This is a genomic window from Cobetia sp. PS-4MA (assembly GCF_057670765.1).
This window is the reverse complement of the sequence record NZ_CM173107.1, coordinates 553,280-575,085: the sequence shown is the minus strand read 5'-3', so window position 1 is coordinate 575,085 and position 21,806 is coordinate 553,280. Positions and strand designations below refer to the sequence as shown.

Sequence of the window (21,806 nt, the reverse complement as noted above, 5' to 3'; positions counted from 1 at the left end):
GGCTGCGGGGGCGATCAGAGCTGCAGGTGCTCCTGAAACCATTCGGTGATGAAGTCCAGATAGGCACGCGTCTTGTCGGGCAGGTACTTGCGCGAGCGAAACAGCACCACCATCGAGCCGTGCTCATTCCAGTAGGGCTGCAGCAACGGCACCAGCTCACCGCTTTCCACTGCTGCACGCGCGGAAAAGGTCGGCAGATAGGCGAGACCGAAACCGGCCTTGGCCGCCTCCACCACACCGAGCAGATTGTTGATCACCAGCCGCGACTCCGGCTCCACATCGAAGGGCTGCCCGTTGAGCGTGAAGCGCCAGTGAGCGCCCAGATCGTAATTGCCGTAGAAGATGGTATCGAAGGCGCGGATGTCCTGCGGCTGCACCGGCGGGGCATTGACGCGCGCCAGATAATCCGGTGCCGCATACAGGCCATAGACCACCTTGCACAGTGGCCGCGAGACCATCGAGGAATCCGGCAACGGCCCCATGCGAATCGCCAGATCCACCGACTCATCGATGGGCTCGAAGCGCTGATCCTCCAGCAGGATCTCGACGCTGACATCCGGATAACGGCGCATGAAGGCGGTGGTCGGGGCGGCCAGATACATGAAGCCGAACGACACCTGCGCCGAGACCTTGAGCTGGCCCATCGGCTGGGAGGTGACGGACTGCACCCGCGCCTCGGCGGATTCCAGCTCCTCGCGGATGCGCAGCCCGTGCTCGTAATAGATGCGCCCCGCCTCGGTGAGGTGCAGCTTGCGGGTCGAGCGATTGATCAGACTCACCCCCAGCTGCTCCTCCAGTGCCGCCACGCGCTTGGACGCCAGCGACTTGGAAATTCCCAGGCGTCTCGCGGCGGCCGTGAAGCTCGCCGCTCGTACCACCTCGACGAAGACCCGCAGGGCATCAAGCGTCGCCATTCCATACTCCAGAGTTGATTCAGCTCCAGACGCCCATTGACGAGCGTCCTGCGTGACCACGCGAACATGTTTCCATATTGGAAACCCTAGTTTTCGATTGTACGCGCTTATTCTCCAAAGCGCGTCGCCCTATACTGGGCACCTCGAACATGCGGGAGCAGACGCGTCGCGGCATCGACCGTCTGCTTCCGGACTAGACCGTGAAGCGTCTGGCCTGCGTGGCGCAGTCAGGCGATTCAGGTTCGCGCTCAGGTAGTTGCACTGCTCATCCCACCGGGTCCCGGTGACTGGTCTGCATGGCGACACCCGCACGCGCGGTTTCGCCGTCGGCCCATCCCGGGCCTCGGTGGCGATCTTCAGTGTAGTAATGCAAGCTATTTGCGCGCTTGGCCGTCTCACGACGCCAGGCGCTTTTTTTTGCCTTTGATCAGCGACTTACAACCATTTCTTCCACTTGAAGAACAAGTAGGTCGAGAGAGCCGATGCCCCCATCAGGCACAGCGCGAAGGGATAGCCCCAGTCCTTGTCCAGCTCCGGCATCCAGTGGAAGTTCATGCCGTAGATGCTGGCGATCAGGGTCGGCGGCATGAACACCACTGCCGCGACCGAGAAGATCTTGATGATGCGGCTCTGGTCGAGGTTGGTGAAACCGATCGAGGCATCCAGCAGGAAGTTGACCTTCTCGAAGATGAAGGTGGTGTGCGGATTGAGCGAATCCACATCGCGCAGCATGTCGCGAATTTCCTGACGCCGAGCCTTGTGATGCGGCTCGGCGGGCAGATGGCGCGTCAGCTGACGCAACAGCCGCTGACTGTCCAGCAGGGCCTGGCGCACCTTGTCGTTGTAGCGCTCCTGCAGCAGGATGCCATGCAGGGTGTCCTCCAGCGATTCAGGATGCACCGCCTGCTTGCCCAGCACCTCCAGCGCGCGATAGATGTCCTCGATCTCATCGGCCAGGTAATCGACCTTCATCGCCAGCAATGCCAGCAGCACGTCCCAGCCATCCTGGGGACTCAGGCGCTGGCGACGCAGATGATTGCGGAACAGCCGCAACAGCCCGATCTCCTCGTGACGCATGCTGATCAGCTGCCGCCCGTGCAGATGGAAGGCGACGTTGGCGGTCTGCGGTTCGCGCCCCCTGCGATGGGGAAACAGCGAGACGACATGGATGCCATCGCCGGCCAGATAGAATCGCGAGGACGACTCGATCTCCTCGAGCTCCTCGATCTGCGGCAGCTCCACGCTGAACTGCTCGCTCACCCAGCGCTGCTCGGCCTCATCGGGCTGGCAGAGGTCGATCCACAGCACATCGCCACGCACCAGTACCGGAGGTGCCAGCTCATCACTGGCCAGCCGCTCGGCATGCAGGGCGCTGGCCTGCTCATGGCTGTCGGCGAGCTGCGGCGCCTCGCCGTCGGACATGTCGGGCAGCACGATCTGCTCGCCACGCAGGCGCCCGTCTTCATGAAGGCGATAGAGGGTAATCATGCACGGTCCCGTGTGAATGACCTGAAGGAAGGGCCATTCTAGACGAGATACCGGGAGTGCGGGGCCTGACAGAGGCAGGAGAAAGGCGCGACAGACGCTGACAGCCGTGACACCGCCAAGAAAAAGGGCGACTCGAAGAGTCGCCCGAAGACCGTGACTAGCTTGATGAGGAGAAACCTGAACAGGGGCCTGACTCCGCTGTTCTGGCCATCGCGTTCCATGGCGGGAAGCGATGACCCAAGATTATGCCCTGACAGATCGTCCGTCAATACCAATGAGAATTATTTTCATTAACCATTGAGACAGCGTTTATCTCACCATCACGGCTGGCCTCCATCGATGAGCTGACGTATCATGCCGCCAGAATATCAAGGTCGTGACTGGCCTGATGAGACGCCCGCCTCGGACCTGACATCCACACTCTGGCGGGCACGAAGCACCGCTCGACTCGCAAGCCTTCCTCCCTGTCATTGGCAGAGGGAAAGCGAATGACTCGAGAAGCGCTTCCGGACGCCTCCCTCGTGCAAGCGAAGGAGGCGTCTTTTTTTGCGCATGAAAAAAGCGGCTCACCCGTGAGGGGAGCCGCTGGCAAGGACCGTAAAACGTCTGATGAGAAGCCTCCCGGAAAGGGGCCTGACTCCACTGACCGGGGCACCGCTGCCCATGGCGGGGAAGCGATGGCCCCAGATTAGGTCGCGAGCACGCGTCCGTCAACACTAATGAGAAATATTTTCATTAAGATTGAGTGACGGCGCGCTTCACCCCTCTCGCAGGTCATGCATCATCCGTTCTGCGGCTTCAGCCTTGCTTGTGCCATTCAAACTTCTTGAACGGCTCGTCGATCGGCGTCTCGGCCAGGTGATTGGTGTAGTTGCTCATCACCTTCTGGGACAGGCCAAGAACCACTTCCAGCACGTTGCGCTTGGTGTAGCCGGCATCGAGGAAGGTCTGCACGGTAGCGTCATCGACGAAACCACGCTCACGCACCACGGCCAGCGTGAAGGTGCGCAGGGCTTCCAGGCGCTCGGTCGGCAGCGGCGTCTCGTTGCGCAGCGCCTCGGTGATGGCGTCATCCACCTTCATCGCCTTGGCGATACCGGTGTGTGCCGGCACGCAATAGTGACAGTTGTGCTCGACATTGATGGTCTGCCACACCACGGTGGTCTCTTCATCATTGAAGCTGCTGTCGAGGAACAGCTGGTGCAGTACCTGATAGCCTTCCAGCAGGCCCGGCGCCTCTGCCATCACGGCGTGCAGACCCGGCACCATGCCGAAGGCCTTGACGGACTTGTCGAGCAGCGGCTTGCTGTCCTGCGGGGCGGTATCGGCAGTGTGCAGCGTGAAATCGGTCATGATGACTCCTTCAATATGATGGACGAGATGAGCGCAATGGCAGGGCTGGGGAGGCGTCGTGAACGTCGTCGCTACCCATGATGATGAGCAATTGCTCAAAAAAAGACCTGCTCATGCGCTTCACTACGTTGTCGTGGGACACACTAGCTGGATTTGAGCGATCATTCAAGTTAAAATTGAGTACTCACTCAATACCTTGCTCCTCGGGATCAGCCTCCCCTCCACACTGTGTGGAGTCAGGCGTCACTCGCGAGCCCCATCGTCAGGACAGCCATGCCACGCGCGACCTTGCACAACCGCCAGGACTCCCTCGACCGGGCGCTGAATCTCTTCTGGCAGAAGGGCTTTCATGCCACTTCGCTGAAGGACATCGAGCGCGCGCTCGACATGCGTCCCGGCAGCATCTACGCCACCTTCGGCAGCAAGGATGGCCTCTTCCAGGAAGCGCTGGAGTGCTACTCCGCGCGCAGCCTGCGCGAGATGGAAAGTCTGATGGCCAGCCACGACTCGCCCTTGACCGCCCTCGCCGCCTACATCCGCAAGCTCGGCGGACTGCGTGACAGCGAAGTCCCGTCACGCGCCTGCATGCTGGCCAAGAGCCTGCTGGAACTCGGTGAGCGCGAACAGGCCGCCCGCGACAAGGTCGAGACACTGCTCGCCGGCATGGAAGCCCGCTTCCGCCAGGCCTTCGCGGACGCCCGCGACGCCGGTGAACTCCTCGACCCCGAGCGCCCCGCTCACCAGCCAGAACGCCTCGGTCGCCGCCTCCAGGCCGAAGTCATGGGCCTGCGCGCCTACGCCCAGCGTGAAGGCGAAAGCGACGCCGTCCGCCAGCTCGCCGAAGACATCGCCCAGGATATCGAGGCGCTGAAACTACATTGATCACGTACCGGACACCAAATAAAAGAGAGATGGCAATCGCTATCTCTCTTAACCTAGAGACTCCTCTATAACTGCAGCCACTTCGTTAAACACATCACCATCTCTCTTTTTTAAATTTGTAACAAATGCTTGAATACATTGAGAAACACTGAGCCCTAAGTTTTTAGACAATTCATTAAACTCATTATGCTTGCCAGCTTGCAAACCGTATTCAATATATTCAAAAAGCTGCAACTCATCAACTTCAAGATCTTCAGAAAGACTATTCAAAAAAGGCTTATTAGCTTCTAAAAGCCAGACCTCTGGCCAAGTTTCTCCTGGTAGGTAAGAAATTCTTTTTTTCATCCAATCATCAAATTCTGGACTAGCATTCTCTACTATTTTTCGCGCGTACTTTAAATTATCAGACTCTAACTTACGTTGATCACCATCGTACACGACCATTAAAGAGCTATTTTTATTTCTTAGAAAAGCACTTGACAATTGACTGCTAAGTGCAGTGGCCGATCCTATGACAACGATATTAACCCTTTGTCTAATACTAGTAGGAAGCGCCAAAGACAAAATTTCCTGAGCTACTCCATCCTCTACCAATACATCCATTTCCTTTAATTCTCTCGCCCCCATTTTTGACATAGCATAATCTGGAGATAAGCCGTCGATAATAGACGTAACTCCATTGTTTAGCTCGACAAACTTTCTAGCATCTGCAGGTATACTTGAAAATATCTCTTTAGAGTGGGTAGTGCATATGACCTGAACCTTTCTTTTAGAGCAAATCTTTTTCAATTCATTCATCAACTTTCTTTGAGCATCTATATGGAGACCAAGTTCAATTTCATCCACAACCACTAACGCGCCTTCTTGGCATGAGTACAAAACTCGGAATATTTCAAATAAAGCATTTTCACCTGCCCCCATATTTAGTCCAGAATATTTTATATCTCCACACTGAACAATAGGCAAGCTATATTTAGAATGCTCCAAGTACCTTAAACTATCATAAGTCTTTCCAACAATACGACCTACTGCACTAGATACATCGTCCTCCCATCCGTGTGGGTCAGCATCTAAAAAAGATTTAGAATAAGATCTAGATTGACTCCTTTCACTATGAGGGACGATTCTATCGATACCTAAAAAAACCACATTTGAATTTACTCTAGCTGCATAGTTATTCCACTTGCCGCCTTTACTCTTCCAGCGTTTTTGATAACCCAACCCTTCACCTTGAGGAAAGGCGTCGGTCTTCTTCCATCTGTTATGTGCAATTTTATAATAAATTTCAATGCCTTCAGGCGGCAGCTCTTCAGTATGCTGAACAAAAAAGTCTGAAAATGTATAGTAAGTTGTTCTACGCATTTTCAATCTAAATGCATTTTTATTACTATTATGAAATGCACAGCAAGCCAAAGCCAACATTGTTGACTTTCCTGCTCCATTTCTACCAGCTATTGCCAATATCGGATAATCAATAGGCATTAGAAATCTAGTAAGGCCTCTTAAACTACCTTTTCGTAACTCTATTGATCTTAAAAGGCCTCGCGTTAAATCACCGCAGAACCATTTCCTCAGTGACTTGTCCAAAGTACTCTCTCTGTATCCAGTACTCATTCAATACATCCTTATATTGAGAATACACTACCAAACATAATTACTTATAAAAATTATAACTCACACAAGGTAACGAATAACATGAGATCATATGCAGCATCATAGCCTGTAAACTGCTAGAATGGATGCCCCTCCGTTACCATTAGCTCTGCTCCCACACCAGCCGATATGACTGCCATGCCGATGACACCGATTGACCGCACCTTTTCCGTTGCGCCGATGATGGAATGGACGACCCGTGACTACCGCGCCTTCGCGCGCGTGTTGAGCCGTCGTACGCTGCTGTACACGGAGATGGTGACCACCGGGGCATTGCTGTTCAATCCGGACCGCGAGCGCTTCCTCGGCCACGACGAGACGGAACATCCGCTGGCGTTGCAGCTGGGCGGCAGTGACCCGCAGGCGCTGGCCGAGTGTGCGGCGATCGCCGAGAGCTGGGGCTATGACGAGGTGAACCTGAATGTCGGCTGCCCGAGCGATCGCGTGCAGAACAACATGATCGGTGCCTGCCTGATGGGCCATCCGGAGCTGGTGGCCAAATGCGTGGCGGCGATGCAGGCGCAGGTGAAGATTCCGGTGACGGTGAAGTGCCGCATCGGGATCGATGATCAGGATGAGGACGCCGATCTCGAGCGCTTCATCACCACCGTGGCCGACGCCGGCTGCGAGACCTTCAGCGTGCATGCGCGCAAGGCGTGGCTGCAGGGCCTGTCGCCGAAGGAGAACCGCGATGTGCCGCCGCTGAACTACGGCCGCGTGCACCGTCTCAAGCAGGCGCACCCGTCCTTGCATATCGGCATCAACGGCGGCCTCAAGCAGATGGATGAGCTGCACGCGCAGCTGGAGCATGTCGACAGCGTGATGGTCGGCCGTGAGGCGTACCACAACCCCTGGTTGCTGGCGACGGTGGACAGCGAGCTGTACGGCGAGGCTGAGAATCCGCACACCAGCCGCCACGATGCGCTGCGTGCCTTCCGCCCCTACATCGAGAAGCGTCTCGCCGAGGGCGTGCGCCTCAATCACATCAGCCGCCATCTGCTGGGGCTGTTCCAGGGACAGCCGGGCGGCCGCCAGTTCCGCCGCCATGTCTCCGAGAACGCCCACAAGCCGGGCGCGGGCATCGAGGTGATCGATGACGCCATGGCGCGCGTGCCGGAGCACCGGCCCGAGACACAGGTCGAACAGGCCTGATCCGGCAGCCTCTGCCCCTTTCCTCAGGAACGCAGCATTTCCAGAAGACCGTCCACTGACACCCGGCCCATGTGCCGGGTGTCGTCGTTCTGGCATTCCCATGTTCTCTACGTCCCAAACGATCCGTCGATCCGTCGATCCGTCGATCCGTCGATCCGTCGAGCCGTCGAGCCAGCGACCGGCAGCCCCTATCGCGAAAGGCGCGATGACAGAACATTCACAGATGCCGAAACACGCAACCCTGCGTCGCTGTATAAGCTGATAACTCCTTTAATACCAATGACATACATGACTTTCGTTTGATTGTCTGACAAGGGCGTCTCGCGCAGAATGACTGACCATGCGGACAACAACAGGTCACGTCATCGTCACGTCGTGCTGACGTGTTGACGGCCATACAACGGCTCCGTCACCGGCTTCCCCCACAGACCTGTGGACCGGTCCATGCAGTCCCCCATCACGGACTGCGCTGCTCATGCTGACACATCCTTCGAGGTTCCATGTCCACATCCTCCCCCTCCGGAGCCAACAGCCGTGAGCTGTTCGGGCACCCGGCCGGACTCTATCTGCTGTTCTCCACGGAACTGTGGGAACGCTTCTCCTACTACGCCATGCGCGCCCTGCTGGTGCTCTATCTCACCGATGCCGTCACCAGCGGCGGGCTGGGCTGGAATCAGGGCGATGCCCTGCAGCTGTATGGCATCTTCACGGGGCTGGTATACATCACGCCGATGTTCGGCGGCGCACTGGCGGACAACTGGCTGGGCGCACGCCGCGCGATTCTGATCGGGGGTCTGATCATGGCGGCCGGCCAGTTCGTGCTGGCCGTGCCACCGGACATGAGTGGTCTGGATGCCGAGATGCTGCTGTACGTCGGTCTCGGCCTGCTGATCGTCGGCAACGGCCTGTTCAAGCCCAACATCTCGACGATGGTCGGCGATCTCTATCCACAGGGCGATCACCGTCGTGATGGTGCCTTCACCATCTTCTACATGGGCATCAACCTCGGTGCGCTGCTGTCGGGTATCGTCGCGGGCTCCATGGCGGAAGGCTATGGCTGGAACGCCGGCTTCCTGGTGGCGGGTATCGGCATGCTGCTGGCGGTCGCCATCCAGCTGATCTTCGCGCCTCGCCATCTGGGCGAGCTCGGCGTGGAGCCCAGCGCCAGACGCGAGGCACGCCTGAGCAAGAGGAGCACCACCAGGACACCGCTGAGCCGCGAGGAGCGCGATCGCATCAAGGTCATCCTGGTGCTGGGTCTGTTCACCATCCTGTTCTGGGCCGGTTTCGAGCAGGGCGGCGGCCTGATGGCACTGTACGCGCAGGACTACACCGACCGCATGCTGATGGGCTTTGAAGTCCCGGCGGCCTGGTTCCAGTCGCTCAACCCGCTGTTCATCATCCTGCTCTCGCCACTGCTGGCGGGACTGTGGACACGCATGAATGATCGCGAGCCCAGCTCGCCGGTCAAGTTCGCCTTCGGCCTGATCGCCCTCGGCATCGGCTTCGTGTGCATGATCGGCGCGGTGCTGGAACAGAAAGCCGCGGGCAGCGCCTCGATGATGTGGCTGGTCGGTGCCTTCTTCTTCCACACCCTGGGCGAGCTGTGCCTGTCGCCGGTGGGCCTGTCGATGGTCACCAAGCTGTCGCCGGTTCGCATGGGCGCGCTGATGATGGGCGCCTGGTTCGCCTTCGTGGCACTGGCCAACTACCTGGCCGGGATGATCGGCTCGCTGGTCGGCGAAGCTGGCGCCATGAGCGTGTTCGGTGGCATCGCCATCACGGGCGTGCTCGGCGGCCTGCTGTTGCTGGTGTTCGCCGGCAAGCTGGTCGACTGGATGCACGGCGCGGAAGCGCGTCATGACGGCCCGCTCGAGACCCAGACCAGCCACGGCTGATCTCGCAGTCGTCGTCATCTTCACTGCCGACGACGACACGACAGGCTGCTGCAACAACGCAAACGCCCCGCTCATTGAGCGGGGCGTTTGCGTTGTCACTGCCAGCAACAGGGCCATTAAGTGGCCTGAAGTGAAACAAACCGCCTAGATGGAGTCCGGCACGAACAGCTGCTGGAAGTTGTCGACGGCGCTCTCGGCATCGTCGATCGCATGGAAGCGCGCCACGTGATACAGCGCCTCGCCCTCGTTGGCCAGCGGCAGATTGGCCATGCCGATGATGATGCCATCCGCGGGCGACAGCACCTCGCTTTCGCTGTTGCCGAAGGGGTCGGCGACGATGCCCAGCACCTGATGCTTCTCGACGCGGTCGCCCAGACCCACGCGGCTCTGGACGATGCCATCGATGGAGGCGCGCGCCCAGCTGGAGCCGTTGGACATCTCCACCGCGCGGGAGCTGGGCTTGCGGTCGCGGTCCTTGGCCAGCATGCCGATGGAGCGCATCACGCGCTTCACGCCGCTGACACCCGGACGAATCGCCCACTCATCGAAGCGCAGCGCCTCGCCGGCCTCATAGGTGATGACCGGCACGCCACGGCCACTGGCATAGGCGCGCAGGCTGCCTTCACGCAGCTCGGCGTTCAGCAGTACCGGTGCACCGAAGGCATCCGCCATCTGGCGCGTGGCGTCGCTGCCGCTCATGGTGGCGCGAATCTGCGGCAGGTTGGTGCGGTGGATCGCGCCGGTGTGCAGGTCGATGATGTGGGTGGCCTGATCGGCGATCTGCTCACGGAACAGCGCCGCCACCCGCGAGCCCAGCGAACCGCTCTCGCTGCCCGGGAAGCAGCGGTTGAGGTCACGGCGGTCCGGCAGGTAGCGCGTGTGCTGCACGAAGCCGAAGACGTTGACGATGGGCACCGCGATCAAGGTGCCGCGCAGCCGCGCGAGGCTGGAACTCTTGAGCAGGCGACGCACGATCTCGACACCGTTGATCTCGTCGCCATGGATGGCACCACACACCAGCAGCACCGGGCCGGGCTGACGGCCATGCACCACCTCGACGGGGATATGCAACGGCGCGTGGGTGTAGAGCTTGGCGACAGGCACATCGACCTGGGCCCGCGTTCCCGGCGCGATGCGGGTACCGCTGATTTCAAATGGAGCGCGTGACATCGCCACCTCAGAGATTGTTCGACCAACGAGCGACAGGCGTCGTGACAGCTCCTGCCAGATCAGGCTGCTCGCCCAGTGTCTCGAAAGAAAACACTGTGCGACATGCGCCTTTTAGCGCATTGGTGCGTCAAGGGAAAGACTTCATTGCAGCGTGTCGGGATGAAGACCGGACGGAATTGTTCAACAATGGCATGACGCCGACGGCGTGACGACACCTGACCACGACATGGCGAGCACGATATGACGGGAGCGACATGGCGAGAATGACACGCCTCGGCCTCGTCCTGACTGCCACTGACAAGAGCTGCCCGTGACCGATCTTCTCGACTCTCTGCTGACCCTGCCCGATTACTCCGCCCTGGCCTGGAGCGTGATCGTCTTCTCGACCTACCTGACCGGCATCTCCAAGGGCGGCTTCGCCGGCGGGTTCGGCTCGCTTTCCGTGCCGCTGATGGCGCTCGCCATCGGTCCGCTGGAAGCGGCCGGCATCCTGCTGCCGCTGTTGATCGTGATGGACTTTCTCAGCGCTCGCGCCTGGTGGGGCAAGCAGCTGTGGTCGGAGGTGCGCATCATCCTGCCCAGCGCCGCCATCGGCATCGCGGTGGGCGTGGTGCTGTTCGATGAGCTGAACGAGAACATGATTCGTGGCTTGCTGGGCGTCATCTCGCTGCTGTTCGCCGCCTACATGCTGTTCAAGCCCACCGCGAGGAATCCGCTGCCGCGCTGGCTGGCCATTCCTGCCGGTGCCACGGCCGGCTTCACCAGTTTCTTCGCCCACGCCGGCGCCCCGCCCTACAACCTGTACATGATTCCGCGTCAGCATCCCAAGGAGACCTTCATCGCCACCACGGTGATCATCTTCGCAGGCATGAATCTGATGAAGCTGGGCCCCTACGTGGCGCTGGGCGAGGTCAACCTCACCAGTCTGTCCACCTCGCTGCTGCTGGTGCCGGTGGCCTGGGCAGGTGTCAGGAGCGGCCTGTGGCTGCAATCCCGCGTCAACGAGAGGCTGTTCTTCCGCCTGATCATCCTCGCGATGGCACTGGTCGGCGTACAGCTGATCTACAAGGCCTGGGGCTGATGTCCGCGCGCCATCACGCCTGGCGACCTCTGCCGCCAGCCAGCATGACCTTCTGGGCCACGCTTTCAGACAGACATTCGAGAATGACCGGGGCAACGCCATGACACCGCAGATCCACTACTACCACGCACATCTCTACTACACCGATGAGCAGAGTCTGGCCGCCGCTCACGAGCTGGCGGCCCAGGCCGAGCAGCACTTCCCGCTGCGCGTCGGTCGCTTCCATGAGCAACCGGTAGGCCCGCACCCGCTGTGGAGCTGTCAGCTGTCCTTCGCTCCCGAAGACTTCGGGCGCATCATCCCGTGGCTGGCGCTCAATCGCGGCACGCTGGACATCTTCGTGCATGCCGGCACCGGTGATGATCTCTTCGATCACACCCAGGGCGTGATGTGGCTGGGCAGCTCCCACCCGCTGAATCTGCACGTCTTCGGCGATGAGTGAGGCTCGGACGTCGCCCGACACGCTATCATCGCCTTGCCGACTTCGCCTTACCCACTGACTCAAGGATGACCCCATGACTCGACTGCGCCGCCTATCCCCTCGTGCCGCCCTGCTGGGCGTGATCGCCTCTGGCCTGCTGCTGGTCGGCTGTGACGACAATGAGGTCGGGGATGTCTCGCTGGGCCTGTTCACCACCAAGGACATCAAGATCGAGAGCCTGATCGACCCCAAGGTGCCGGGCGTGACCTGTCACCTGAGCAACATCGAGGCGAATCTCGATTTCTCCGACCCCTCCGACATGAGCATCGCCTGCCGCCAGACCGGCCCGATCACCCCGGCGATGCTCGCCGACATCGACACCTCCAAGAGTGGCGAGGAGGTCTATCGCAAGTCCAAGAGCGTGCTGCTCAAGAGCCTCAAGATCCGGCGTATTCTGGACCGTGACTCACAGAGCCTGCTCTACATCGCCTACAGCACCAAGGAAACCAGCGGCAGCTTCAAGCATGCGCTGAGCAGCGTGCCGCTATGGGGCAGCGAGGCCTGGCAGGCACCGGCAGCGCAGTGAGCCGCCCGGGCGCCTGAATCAAGCCCCGATTGATCAAGCTCTGATTCATCAAGCTCTGATTTATCAAGCTTTTATTCATAAAGTGCTGACTCATCAAGTGAAAGCTTCACCATCATCCCTTGAAGTTATGGGGTGTCGCTCCAAGGTCTTGTTCAACGGCTAGCCAGCCGGATTTTCATTCGCATGAGGCAAAGGAGTGACACACGATGTCGAGCCCGGAGCACAAGCAGAAGATCTGGAAGCTGATCAAGGATGTGAAGGTCGGCATGTTGGTGACGCAGGGTGACGGCATGCCACATGCCCGCCCGATGCATCTGGTGCAGGATGACTACGACGGCACCCTGTGGTTCTTCACGCGAGCCAGTGCCGAGAAGGTGTTTGAAGCAAAGAAGGACAGCGAGGTCTGCCTGAGCTTTTCCGATCAGGATGATGGCGTCTATGTGTCGCTGAGCGGTCATGCCAATCTGCACCGCGATCAGGGCCTGATCGACAAGTTCTGGAATCCGTTCGTGGCCGCCTGGTTCCCGGAAGGCAAGGATGACCCCGATGTCACTCTGCTGGAGGTCAAGGTGCAATCCGGTGAGCACTGGAAGGCCAAGGAGAGCAAGGCGTATCAACTCTATGAGATTGCGCGCGCCAACCTCGACAAGGACCACACCCCGGACATGGGCGAGAACGAGAAATTCGGCACGGTATGAGCAGAAGCCCGAACTCGTCATGGAGAGCTCCTTGAAGTGACCGCGTGAGAGTTGACGCACACGGCCATGCCAGACACGACAACGCCAGCCCGAGGGCTGGCGTTGTCGTGTCTGGTCTCCTGCCACCTGCCGAATCCTGCCGAATCCAGCAGACCTGTCGTCGATGGAGAGAGTTCAAGTTCAGGACAGTGAACGCCTCAAGACTTCATGTCGAGCACGATGCGCCCCTCGATCTTGCCGTCGATCATGCGCCCGAAGATGTCATTGATGTCCTCGAGCCTGCCGGTCTGAACGGTGGCCGCGACCTTGCCTTCCGCGGCGAAGTCCAGCGCCTCCTGCAGGTCCTGACGCGTGCCGACGATGGAGCCACGCACCGTGATGCCGTTGAGCACCGTGGAGAAGATCGGCAGCGGGAAGTCACCCGGCGGCAGGCCGTTGAGCACCAGGGTACCGCCACGGCGCAGCATGTTCTGGGCCTGATCGAAGGCCTTGGGCGACACCGCCGTCACCAGTGCGCCGTGCGCGCCGCCGATCTCGCGCTTGATGACGGCTGCCGGATCTTCCTTCATGGCATTGACGGTCACGGTGGCCCCCAGACGGCGGGCCAGATCCAGCTTGGCATCATCGACATCTACCGCCGCCACGTTCAGGCCCATGGCGCGGGCGTACTGCACCGCCATGTGACCCAACCCGCCGATCCCCGAGATCACCACCCACTGACCGGGACGAGTGTCGGTCATCTTGAGCCCCTTGTAGACCGTGACCCCGGCACACAGTACCGGCGCGATCTCCACGAAGCCCACGCTGTCCGGCAGACGCCCCACGTAGCCGGCATCCGCCAGCGTGTACTGGGCAAAGCCGCCATTCACCGAATAGCCGGTGTTCTGCTGGCTCTCGCACAGCGTCTCCCAACCGCCCAGACAGTGCTCGCAATGGCCACAGGCCGAGTAGAGCCAGGGCACCCCGACCCGGTCGCCTTCCTTGACGTGGGTCACACCCTCGCCCACCGCCGCGATGGTCCCCACTCCCTCATGTCCCGGGATGAACGGTGGGTTGGGCTTCACCGGCCAGTCGCCATGCGCGGCGTGCAGGTCGGTATGACAGACCCCGGAGGCGGCGACCTCGACCAGAATCTCGCCACGCCCCGGTCGCGGTACCGCGACTTCCTCGATCACCAGCGGTGCACCGAATTCACGTACCACGGCGGCTTTCATGCTGTTATCCATGATGGACTCCTCATTCATTGTCGAAAGACGAACCTTGGAAAGGCGAGCCAGAGATCAGGCGGAGAGTGCGATCCCGTCCGGTCGTGAGCGAGGGCCAGTGTTCGCGCACGCCCCGGACCTGCCTCTTCATTGAAACCAGACGCGGTGCTCCCTGCCCTGCGCCAGATCAAGCAAGTCGGATCTGGCGCGGGCATCGAGAGGAATTCCTCGAGGAGGCATCGCGGGAGGTGGATTCAGCGCCACTAGCCTTGGTGGCGCTGACGGTCAGGCCTAGAAGAAGCCGAGTGGATTGATGTCGTAGCTGACCAGCAGGTTCTTGGTCTGCTGGTAGTGTTCCAGTGCCATCTTGTGGGTCTCGCGACCGACACCGGATTTCTTGTAGCCACCGAAGGCGGCATGGGCGGGATACTGGTGATAGCAGTTGGTCCACACGCGACCGGCCTGGATACCGCGCCCCATGCGGAAGGCGACGTTCATGTCGCGACTCCAGACACCGGCGCCGAGACCGAATTCGGTGTCATTGGCGATGGCCAGCGCCTCAGCCTCGTCACGGAAGGTGGTGACGGCCACCACCGGCCCGAAGATCTCCTCCTGGAAGACACGCATCGCGTTGTGGCCCTTCAGCAGGGTCGGCTGGATGTAATAGCCGTTGGCCAGCTCGTTCTCCAGCTGCTCGCTGCTGCCGCCGGTGAGCACCTCGGCACCCTCCTCACGGGCGATATCCATGTAGGACATGATCTTGTCGAACTGCTCGCGGGAGGCCTGGGCGCCGACCTGCACGTCGGTATCCAGCGGATTGCCGCGCTTGATGGTCTTCACGCGCTCCATCACACGGGCCATGAAGTCGTCGTAGATGCTTTCCTGGATCAGAGCGCGTGACGGGCAGGTGCACACCTCGCCCTGATTGAAGAACGCCAGCACCAGCCCTTCGGCAGCCTTGTCGATGAACTCGGGCTCGGCATTCATGATGTCGGCGAAGTAGATGTTGGGGGACTTGCCGCCCAGCTCCACCGTGGAGGGAATGATGGTCTCCGCGGCGCACTTGAGGATGTGCGAGCCCACGGGGGTGGAACCGGTGAAGGCGATCTTGGCGATGCGCTTGCTGGTCGCCAGTGCCTGCCCGGCCTCGGCGCCATAGCCGTTGACGATGTTGAGCACCCCTGCCGGCAGCAGGTCATTGATCAGTTCCGCCAGCACCAGGATCGAGGCCGGGGTCTGTTCCGCCGGCTTGAGCACCACGCAGTTGCCCGCCGCCAGCGCCGGGCCGAGCTTCCAGGCCGCCATCAGGATCGGGAAGTTCCACGGGATGATCTGTCCCACCACCCCCAGCGGCTCGTGGAAGTGATAGGAGACGGTATTGGCATCGATGTCCGCCGCGGTGCCTTCCTGGGAGCGCAGGCAACCGGCGAAGTAGCGGAAGTGATCCGCCGCCAGCGGGATATCGGCGTTCAGCGTCTCGCGCACCGCCTTGCCGTTGTCCCAGGTCTCGGCGACCGCCAGCATCTCGAGATTCTGCTCGATGCGATCCGCGATCCTGAGCAGGATGTTGGAGCGCTCCTGCACCGAGGTCTTGCCCCAGGCGGGGGCTGCCTTGTGGGCGGCGTCCAGCGCGAGATCGATGTCTTCCGCACTCGAGCGCGGGATACGGCAGAACACCTCACCCGTCACCGGACTGACATTGTCGAAATATTCCCCCTTGACCGGCTCGACGAAACGCCCGCCGATGTAATTGCCGTAGGTGTCCTTGAACGTGACCAGCGCGTCGGCGCTGCCCGGGGAGGCGTAGATCATGGCGAACTCCTGTGGGTCGGATTCACGAGTGGCGCTCGTGATCGACGACCTGTTGTTGTAAGTCACGTGGACAGGAGATGGCGCTCCTGTCCCTCGCCTGACCGTCAACGACTGCATCAATGACTGCATCAAGAACTGCTTGATCAGGCGACCCTCACAGTCTTGTTCACTTGTGGCATCCGCGACATGCGCCCATGGGCGGAAACCGTCTCATCCCTTGGGAGGAGAAAAGGGAGAGACCCGGCAGGCAAGAAAGATGGGAAAGGCAGACAGATGAGGAAAGGAAAGACAGGCCATACCGCGAAGGCCGCAAGGCACGACACCACGCCATGACGTTATGCTCAGGGTAGCTATTGTCAGCAAGGTCATGATCAGGAAAGCCATGGCCTGGAACGTCATGACCAGAACATCGCCCGCCAACGACCGGCCAGGAGCCTTCATGTACCGTCTGCTGATCGCGGATGACCATCCGCTGTTCCGTGATGCCATCAGCCGTACCCTGAATCTGGCCGTCGCTGACGGCTCTACGCCAGAATACGAGCTGCTGCAGGCCGCCAGTCTCGAGGAAGCGCTCAGCGTGATCGCTCATCATGCTGACAGCCTCGACCTGCTGCTGCTGGATCTCGACCTGCCCGACAGCCACGGCCTGGAAGGCCTGGCGCGCCTGCGCGAGGAGGCAGACTGGCTGCCGGTGGCGATTCTCTCCGCCCACGAGGCGCGCGAGACGGTACTCGAGGCATTGGCGCTCGGTGCGGTGGGGTATCTGTCCAAGTCGAGTTCGGCGCAGACCCTGCGCGATGCCCTCGCACGCATGCTGGCCGGGGAGGTCTACGTGCCTGCCCAGTTGATGCGCGCTGCGCCGCGTCCAGCGCCGCTCTCAGCATCATCTGCATCATCGGCACCAGCATCATCGGCACCAGTGCCACCGCCAGCGCCCCAACTGGCGCCGAGCCTCAGCGATGCTGAATTCGCGCGGCGCTGGCAGACCCTCACCACCAAGCAGCGCGGCGTGCTGGAGCGCATGGTGCTGGGCGAGTCCAACAAGATGATCGCCTGGCAGCTGGGCGTGGCGGAGACCACCATCAAGTCGCATGTCTCCGCCATCCTGCACAAGCTGGGGGTCGCCAGCCGGGTACAGGCGATCCTGCTGGCCAGCCACGCCCTGCCTGCCGTGTCAGGCCCGAGTGAGACCTCTGCCGCCCCACGACGCGAAACGCCCCGGTCCAACGCTCACGAATGAGGCGCGAACCGGGGCGTTGCCCATCAGGTGTCGGGACAGAGTGACTCGCCCTACATCAGCTCCCCGACCAGCACATAGCCATTGAGCAGGATGATGATCAAGGCGACCAGCATGCCGATGGCCGTCACCCAGTGACGATTGACCAGGTCCCCCATCAGGCGGCGATTGGCGGTGAACATCAGCAGCGGCACCAGCGCGAAGGGAATCCCGAAGCTGAGTACCACCTGGCTTGCGACCAGCACCTGCTGCTCCGGCAGCCCCATCAGGATGATGGCGATGGCCGGTGCCATGGTGATCACCCGGCGCAGCCACAGCGGAATGCGGAAGTTGACGAAGCCCTGCATCACCACCTGCCCGGACAGGGTGCCGACGATGGACGAGGACAGCCCCGCCAGCAGCAGCGTGAAGCCGAAGATCAGGCTCGCGGCATTCTGGCCCATCAGCGGCGACAGCAGCTTGTAGCTCTCGGTGATGGAAGCCACGCCGGTCTCGCCATTGCCATGGAAGACCTTGGCGGCCAGCACCAGCATCGCCATGTTGATCAGCCCCGCCAGCGCCATGCCGATGATCACATCGAGACGGTAGTAGCCCATCACGCGACGGCGCTGACCGCTGTCACGCACCCGGATGCGATTCTGGGACAGCGCGGAATGCAGGTAGATGACGTGGGGCATCACGGTGGCACCCAGGATACCGGCCGCTAGGAAGATGGCATGGCTATCCGGGAAACCTGGTGTCAGCAGGCCGTAGATGATCGGCTCCACCGGCGGACGACTGAGGATGATCTCGAGCAGGAATCCCGCCGACACCGCCAGGATCATCGCCCCGATGATCATCTCCATCATGCGGAAGCCGTAGCGCTGCATCACCAGCACCGCGTAGGTGATGGCACCGGTCAACAGCGCCCCTTCCAGCATGCTGAGCCCGAAGAGCAGATTGAAGGCCAGCGCCGCGCCGAGAAACTCGGCCAGATCGGTGGCGATGGCCACGATCTCCGCCTGCACCCAGAAGGCCCAGACCACCGGGCGCGGGAAGCGTTCACGGATGACTTCCGCCAGATTCTTGCCGGTGGCCAGCCCCAGCCGGGCGGACAGGGTCTGGATCAACATCGCCATCAGGTTGGCCCACAGCACCACCCACAGCAGGGTATAGCCATAGCGGGAGCCGGCCTCGATGTTGGTCGCGAAGTTGCCGGGGTCGATGTAGGCGACGGCGGCGATCATCGCCGGGCCGAGAAACGGCAGCGCGCGACGCAGGCGTCCCGCAAGGGACAGAGGGGATGCAGTGCGCACACCGCCGGCAGCAGAGGCTTCACCTTCACTGCCCAGCGACATGCTGGCGGCATGACGTACGGATTTATCGGACATGATATTCAGCATGGGGGGGAAACCTGCCAGATCAATGGCCCGCGAACAGAGAAAGGGTGTGCGGGATGTCATGACACGAGGATACATGCTAAATACGATCAATTCTCATTAAAATTTACCGCGATGCCTGATAGCCTCCTTCAATTCTGCACATTGCCCCAATGCCCCGATTCCCTTGTTTCCGAATGCCGAGAGCTCAGCGACAGGAACTCAGCGATGGTTGACCAACAGCTGGCGCAGGCGCAGCGGCTTGACCGGCTTGAGCAGGAACCCGAAGCCAAGCGCGCGTGCCCTGGCCTTGAGCGGCGCCGAGTGGTCCGCGCTGATCACCACCACCGGCAAGTCTGGCCAACGCTTGCGCAGGCGTTGTGCCTGCGCCAGACCATCGGGCTGCCCGTCACCCAGCTGATGGTCGACGATCAAGACCTGCGGCGCGGCCAGCGCCTGCTGCAACAGCACCTCGGCGGTATCGGCGCAGTGGACACTCGCGCCCCAGCCCTCGAGCAATGACTGCATGCCGGCACATACCTCCCGATCATCCTCGACCACCCAGATAACGGTATCGAGCAGCGGCTGCGCGAGCCGTGACGCGCAAGGCTGACCGGGAGAAGGCGCGTCAGCCGCCGGGCCCACCACACTGGCAGGCTGTCGAATCGGCACGCGCACCGCGAAGGCGGCACCTCGCCCCGGCGTGCTGGCCAACGACAGGGGGTGCTCCAGCAGGCCGGTGATGCGCTTGACGATCGCCAGTCCCAGCCCCAGGCCGCGCTGCTCGTTGTCCTGGCGCGGTGCGAGACGCCGGAATTCCTGGAAGACCACCTCGCGCTGATGCTCGGCGATGCCGGGGCCGTTGTCGGCCACGGTGATCTCCAGCCAGTCACCGCGCCGGCGACACCCCAGCAGCACGCGTCCTCGCGTCGAGCCATCCGGGACATGGCGCAGCGCATTGCTCAGGAAATTGCGTATCACGCGCGCCAGTAGCTGCAGATCTGACTCGACGCTCAGGTGGCTGGCCACGTAGTGCAGCTCCAGCCCACGGGCAGCGCCCAGTTGACGATATTCCTCGGCGAGCACATCCAGCAGCTCACGCACCGGGAAGGTGGCGACATCGGCCGTCAGCACGCCGGCATCCAGCCGCGAGATGTCCACCAGGGTGCCCAGCAGGCTCTCGACATCGGCCAGCGAGCGCCCCAGCCGCGCCACCAGCTCGCCCGGCGAAGCGTCGCTCGGCGAAGCGTCGCGCGGCGAAGCGTCGCCCGGCGTGGGGTCATCAAGTGCCAGCCTCGCCAGCTGCTCTTCCAGGGCGCTTGCGAACAATCGCGCGGCATTCAGGGGTTGCAGCAGATCATGGCTGATGGCGGCGAGAAAGCGGGTCTTGGAGTGATTGGCCGCCTCGGCGGCGGCCTTGGCGGCGGTCAGGCGTCGATTGAGTGCCCCCAGTTCATCGAGGGTGCGGTGCAGGGTGTCGGTACGCTCGCGCACCTGATCCGCCAGCAGGACGGCGTGCTCGAAGGCGGCGTAGGGCGCGCTCGGTGAAGGGCTGCTGGATTCGACCCGCTCGATCAGGGCGGCGTTGATCTTCTCCAGCTGGCGATTGCGCGCCTTGAGGGCGGCGAGTTCAGCGCTCAGGCCGTCCTTTCGGGAATCTGTCAGCGGCGTATCAGGCGCCATCCTGTCCTCCCGTGCCATCGGCCGCGAGACGGCGCTGGCCGATCACCACGCCGGTGAAGGTCTGGTTGATGTGCATGCCGTGATGCTGCTCACCGTAGGTATTGAAGCCGATCACCCGGTGATGCCTGAGCAGACGCGAAGCCTCTGCCTCCAGCCCCAGCGCCTCGATCTCCATGCGCCGCAGGAAGCAGTCACAGCCGATGGTCAGCGCGGGCGGCCCCAGGCGCGCCTCCACCTCGGCCAGCCGCTGCTCGAGCTGCGCGAGAATCGGCGTGGCCTGCATGGCAGTGAGCACGATGCCGGTCTCCACCGCGCAGTAGAAGCTCAGGCTGGCATCGGCATTCACGCGCTGGATGGAGCGTACGTAATGCGCCTCACCGATGCGCACCGCCAGCGGGCAGCGCGCGAAGACCGCCTCCTCCAGCGCCTCGGGCGCGACACCGGCCAGCCGCGCATACTCCTCGGCGGCGGGCTCGGCATTCAGCTCCAGCACGCGGCGTGAATCGCGGTCCACCGCCGTCACCACCAGCTTGTCCGCCAGCGGCGTAAGATGGTGAGTACTGATGACCTCGAACGGCAGCCGCGTATTGATCACTACCACGACCGCCGCCTGATCATGGAAGACCCCATCGGCGTAGACATAGGTATGCGCCAACCGGTTGTCGTCCCCGGCGGAGCCACCGAAGGCGGGAATGCTGCCCAGCGCCGCATCCAGCGTCGCCAGTACCTGCTCCTCACTGCTCGAGAGGCCATCGAGCAGCGTCAGCGCGAAGCTGTTGCCCATCACCGGCGCCACGGCCTGCTCGCGACAGCGCGCCAGCAGCTCATCACTCAACGTCTGGGCACGCGGAAGGTCGAAGCCGCTCAGATCATCGATCAACACCTGCGCCAACGCGAAGTCGCTGCGCGCCAGGCCGATGGCGGTGATGGAGCCGCGCGCATAGCCCTCGGGCGTGATCTCGCCGGCGGTGGTGCAGCCACTCACCGCTACCTCACCGAAGGCATCGGCCAGCGCCTGACCCAGTGCCGGGAGGGGGTAATCCGCCGAGCAGAAGAACAGCACCCCGCCGAGCCGCTGGCGGCCACCGAGCGAGTCATCAAGCTTTCGGGCCAGCTCGGCCACCGCCGCCTGCGGGTCCTTGAGCTGGCTGGCCGCCGTGGCCAGCGGTACGGCAATCATCTCGCTCTGTGGCAGCGGCCTTCCCTTCACGCGAC

The 21,806-nt window shown here is 61.6% G+C and carries 18 protein-coding genes; 8 read left to right on the top strand and 10 right to left on the bottom strand.

What is annotated here, in order from left to right; genetic code table 11:
* Positions 1-14: 14 nt before the first annotated feature.
* The 3 genes from AC26AR_RS02495 to AC26AR_RS02485 all read right to left on the bottom strand — a co-directional run bounded on the left by AC26AR_RS02495 (position 15) and on the right by AC26AR_RS02485 (position 3,755).
* Positions 15-914, bottom strand: a complete 900-nt coding sequence (locus AC26AR_RS02495) for a LysR family transcriptional regulator (RefSeq protein ID WP_043333112.1) — start codon at positions 912-914, stop codon at positions 15-17.
* 435 nt (positions 915-1,349) lie between these two features.
* Positions 1,350-2,402 (bottom strand): magnesium/cobalt transporter CorA, encoded by a 1,053-nt coding sequence (gene corA / locus AC26AR_RS02490; protein WP_279874661.1) that lies wholly within the window; start codon positions 2,400-2,402, stop codon positions 1,350-1,352.
* A gap of 798 nt (positions 2,403-3,200) precedes the next feature.
* A complete protein-coding gene (locus AC26AR_RS02485) occupies positions 3,201-3,755 on the bottom strand; it encodes a carboxymuconolactone decarboxylase family protein (RefSeq protein ID WP_077379203.1) in 555 nt (184 codons plus the stop codon).
* A gap of 273 nt (positions 3,756-4,028) precedes the next feature.
* Here AC26AR_RS02485 and AC26AR_RS02480 point away from each other — a divergent pair, with 273 nt between their 5' ends.
* The gene (locus tag AC26AR_RS02480) at positions 4,029-4,637 is read left to right on the top strand and encodes a TetR/AcrR family transcriptional regulator (protein WP_488107502.1); all 609 of its coding nucleotides are present in this window, start codon (positions 4,029-4,031) and stop codon (positions 4,635-4,637) included.
* A gap of 48 nt (positions 4,638-4,685) precedes the next feature.
* Here the strand turns inward: AC26AR_RS02480 and AC26AR_RS02475 are convergent, their stop codons facing one another.
* The gene (locus tag AC26AR_RS02475) at positions 4,686-6,119 is read right to left on the bottom strand and encodes an AAA family ATPase (RefSeq protein ID WP_488107501.1); all 1,434 of its coding nucleotides are present in this window, start codon (positions 6,117-6,119) and stop codon (positions 4,686-4,688) included.
* Between the two features lie 315 nt (positions 6,120-6,434).
* On the opposite strand from AC26AR_RS02475, the gene dusA reads away from it, so the two are divergent.
* Positions 6,435-7,442: a tRNA dihydrouridine(20/20a) synthase DusA gene (gene dusA, locus AC26AR_RS02470; protein WP_176503032.1), complete on the top strand. Its 1,008-nt coding sequence runs from the start codon at positions 6,435-6,437 to the stop codon at positions 7,440-7,442.
* A gap of 500 nt (positions 7,443-7,942) precedes the next feature.
* Positions 7,943-9,340, top strand: coding sequence for a peptide MFS transporter (locus AC26AR_RS02465; RefSeq protein WP_077379199.1), 1,398 nt, complete (start codon positions 7,943-7,945; stop codon positions 9,338-9,340).
* 144 nt (positions 9,341-9,484) lie between these two features.
* Here the strand turns inward: AC26AR_RS02465 and AC26AR_RS02460 are convergent, their stop codons facing one another.
* Positions 9,485-10,510, bottom strand: a complete 1,026-nt coding sequence (locus AC26AR_RS02460) for a succinylglutamate desuccinylase/aspartoacylase family protein (protein WP_077379197.1) — start codon at positions 10,508-10,510, stop codon at positions 9,485-9,487.
* A 310-nt stretch (positions 10,511-10,820) separates the two neighbouring features.
* Here AC26AR_RS02460 and AC26AR_RS02455 point away from each other — a divergent pair, with 310 nt between their 5' ends.
* From AC26AR_RS02455 to AC26AR_RS02440, 4 genes are all read left to right on the top strand, one after another.
* A complete protein-coding gene (locus tag AC26AR_RS02455; protein WP_254696411.1) occupies positions 10,821-11,591 on the top strand; it encodes a sulfite exporter TauE/SafE family protein in 771 nt (256 codons plus the stop codon).
* A 100-nt stretch (positions 11,592-11,691) separates the two neighbouring features.
* Complete coding sequence (locus tag AC26AR_RS02450) at positions 11,692-12,033, top strand: DOPA 4,5-dioxygenase family protein (protein ID WP_191236578.1); 342 nt, start codon at positions 11,692-11,694, stop codon at positions 12,031-12,033.
* Between the two features lie 73 nt (positions 12,034-12,106).
* Positions 12,107-12,598, top strand: coding sequence for a CreA family protein (locus tag AC26AR_RS02445; protein WP_271302418.1), 492 nt, complete (start codon positions 12,107-12,109; stop codon positions 12,596-12,598).
* 206 nt (positions 12,599-12,804) lie between these two features.
* A complete protein-coding gene (locus AC26AR_RS02440; protein ID WP_084209317.1) occupies positions 12,805-13,296 on the top strand; it encodes a pyridoxamine 5'-phosphate oxidase family protein in 492 nt (163 codons plus the stop codon).
* Positions 13,297-13,493: 197 nt separating this feature from the next.
* On the opposite strand, the gene adhP is transcribed toward AC26AR_RS02440, so the two are convergent.
* The gene (gene adhP, locus AC26AR_RS02435) at positions 13,494-14,522 is read right to left on the bottom strand and encodes an alcohol dehydrogenase AdhP (protein WP_169477233.1); all 1,029 of its coding nucleotides are present in this window, start codon (positions 14,520-14,522) and stop codon (positions 13,494-13,496) included.
* 270 nt (positions 14,523-14,792) lie between these two features.
* Positions 14,793-16,313 carry an acetaldehyde dehydrogenase ExaC gene (exaC, locus tag AC26AR_RS02430; protein ID WP_084209318.1) on the bottom strand — a complete coding sequence of 507 codons (1,521 nt, stop codon included), beginning with the start codon at positions 16,311-16,313 and terminating at the stop codon, positions 14,793-14,795.
* A 439-nt stretch (positions 16,314-16,752) separates the two neighbouring features.
* Here exaC and AC26AR_RS02425 point away from each other — a divergent pair, with 439 nt between their 5' ends.
* The gene (locus AC26AR_RS02425; RefSeq protein ID WP_488107500.1) at positions 16,753-17,553 is read left to right on the top strand and encodes a response regulator; all 801 of its coding nucleotides are present in this window, start codon (positions 16,753-16,755) and stop codon (positions 17,551-17,553) included.
* A 50-nt stretch (positions 17,554-17,603) separates the two neighbouring features.
* On the opposite strand, the gene AC26AR_RS02420 is transcribed toward AC26AR_RS02425, so the two are convergent.
* The 3 genes from AC26AR_RS02420 to nosP form a co-directional block, all read right to left on the bottom strand.
* Complete coding sequence (locus tag AC26AR_RS02420) at positions 17,604-18,920, bottom strand: Nramp family divalent metal transporter (protein ID WP_240704271.1); 1,317 nt, start codon at positions 18,918-18,920, stop codon at positions 17,604-17,606.
* A 210-nt stretch (positions 18,921-19,130) separates the two neighbouring features.
* A complete protein-coding gene (locus tag AC26AR_RS02415) occupies positions 19,131-20,591 on the bottom strand; it encodes a hybrid sensor histidine kinase/response regulator (protein ID WP_488107499.1) in 1,461 nt (486 codons plus the stop codon).
* Complete coding sequence (nosP, locus tag AC26AR_RS02410) at positions 20,581-21,771, bottom strand: nitric oxide-sensing protein NosP (protein ID WP_077379395.1); 1,191 nt, start codon at positions 21,769-21,771, stop codon at positions 20,581-20,583. The genes AC26AR_RS02415 and nosP overlap by 11 nt, the downstream gene beginning before the upstream one ends.
* Positions 21,772-21,806 lie beyond the last annotated feature (35 nt).

Excerpts from the sequence above, each read along its gene's own strand:
- AC26AR_RS02495 (WP_043333112.1), bottom strand. The coding sequence starts at position 914 with ATGGCGACGCTTGATGCCCTGCGGGTCTTCGTCGAGGTGGTACGAGCG.
- corA (WP_279874661.1), bottom strand. The coding sequence starts at position 2,402 with ATGATTACCCTCTATCGCCTTCATGAAGACGGGCGCCTGCGTGGCGAG.
- AC26AR_RS02485 (WP_077379203.1), bottom strand. The coding sequence starts at position 3,755 with ATGACCGATTTCACGCTGCACACTGCCGATACCGCCCCGCAGGACAGC.
- AC26AR_RS02480 (WP_488107502.1), top strand. The coding sequence starts at position 4,029 with ATGCCACGCGCGACCTTGCACAACCGCCAGGACTCCCTCGACCGGGCG.
- AC26AR_RS02475 (WP_488107501.1), bottom strand. The coding sequence starts at position 6,119 with ATGCCTATTGATTATCCGATATTGGCAATAGCTGGTAGAAATGGAGCA.
- dusA (WP_176503032.1), top strand. The coding sequence starts at position 6,435 with ATGACACCGATTGACCGCACCTTTTCCGTTGCGCCGATGATGGAATGG.
- AC26AR_RS02465 (WP_077379199.1), top strand. The coding sequence starts at position 7,943 with ATGTCCACATCCTCCCCCTCCGGAGCCAACAGCCGTGAGCTGTTCGGG.
- AC26AR_RS02460 (WP_077379197.1), bottom strand. The coding sequence starts at position 10,510 with ATGTCACGCGCTCCATTTGAAATCAGCGGTACCCGCATCGCGCCGGGA.
- AC26AR_RS02450 (WP_191236578.1), top strand. The coding sequence starts at position 11,692 with ATGACACCGCAGATCCACTACTACCACGCACATCTCTACTACACCGAT.
- AC26AR_RS02445 (WP_271302418.1), top strand. The coding sequence starts at position 12,107 with ATGACTCGACTGCGCCGCCTATCCCCTCGTGCCGCCCTGCTGGGCGTG.
- AC26AR_RS02440 (WP_084209317.1), top strand. The coding sequence starts at position 12,805 with ATGTCGAGCCCGGAGCACAAGCAGAAGATCTGGAAGCTGATCAAGGAT.
- adhP (WP_169477233.1), bottom strand. The coding sequence starts at position 14,522 with ATGGATAACAGCATGAAAGCCGCCGTGGTACGTGAATTCGGTGCACCG.
- exaC (WP_084209318.1), bottom strand. The coding sequence starts at position 16,313 with ATGATCTACGCCTCCCCGGGCAGCGCCGACGCGCTGGTCACGTTCAAG.
- AC26AR_RS02425 (WP_488107500.1), top strand. The coding sequence starts at position 16,753 with ATGTACCGTCTGCTGATCGCGGATGACCATCCGCTGTTCCGTGATGCC.
- AC26AR_RS02420 (WP_240704271.1), bottom strand. The coding sequence starts at position 18,920 with ATGTCCGATAAATCCGTACGTCATGCCGCCAGCATGTCGCTGGGCAGT.
- AC26AR_RS02415 (WP_488107499.1), bottom strand. The coding sequence starts at position 20,591 with ATGGCGCCTGATACGCCGCTGACAGATTCCCGAAAGGACGGCCTGAGC.
- nosP (WP_077379395.1), bottom strand. The coding sequence starts at position 21,771 with ATGATTGCCGTACCGCTGGCCACGGCGGCCAGCCAGCTCAAGGACCCG.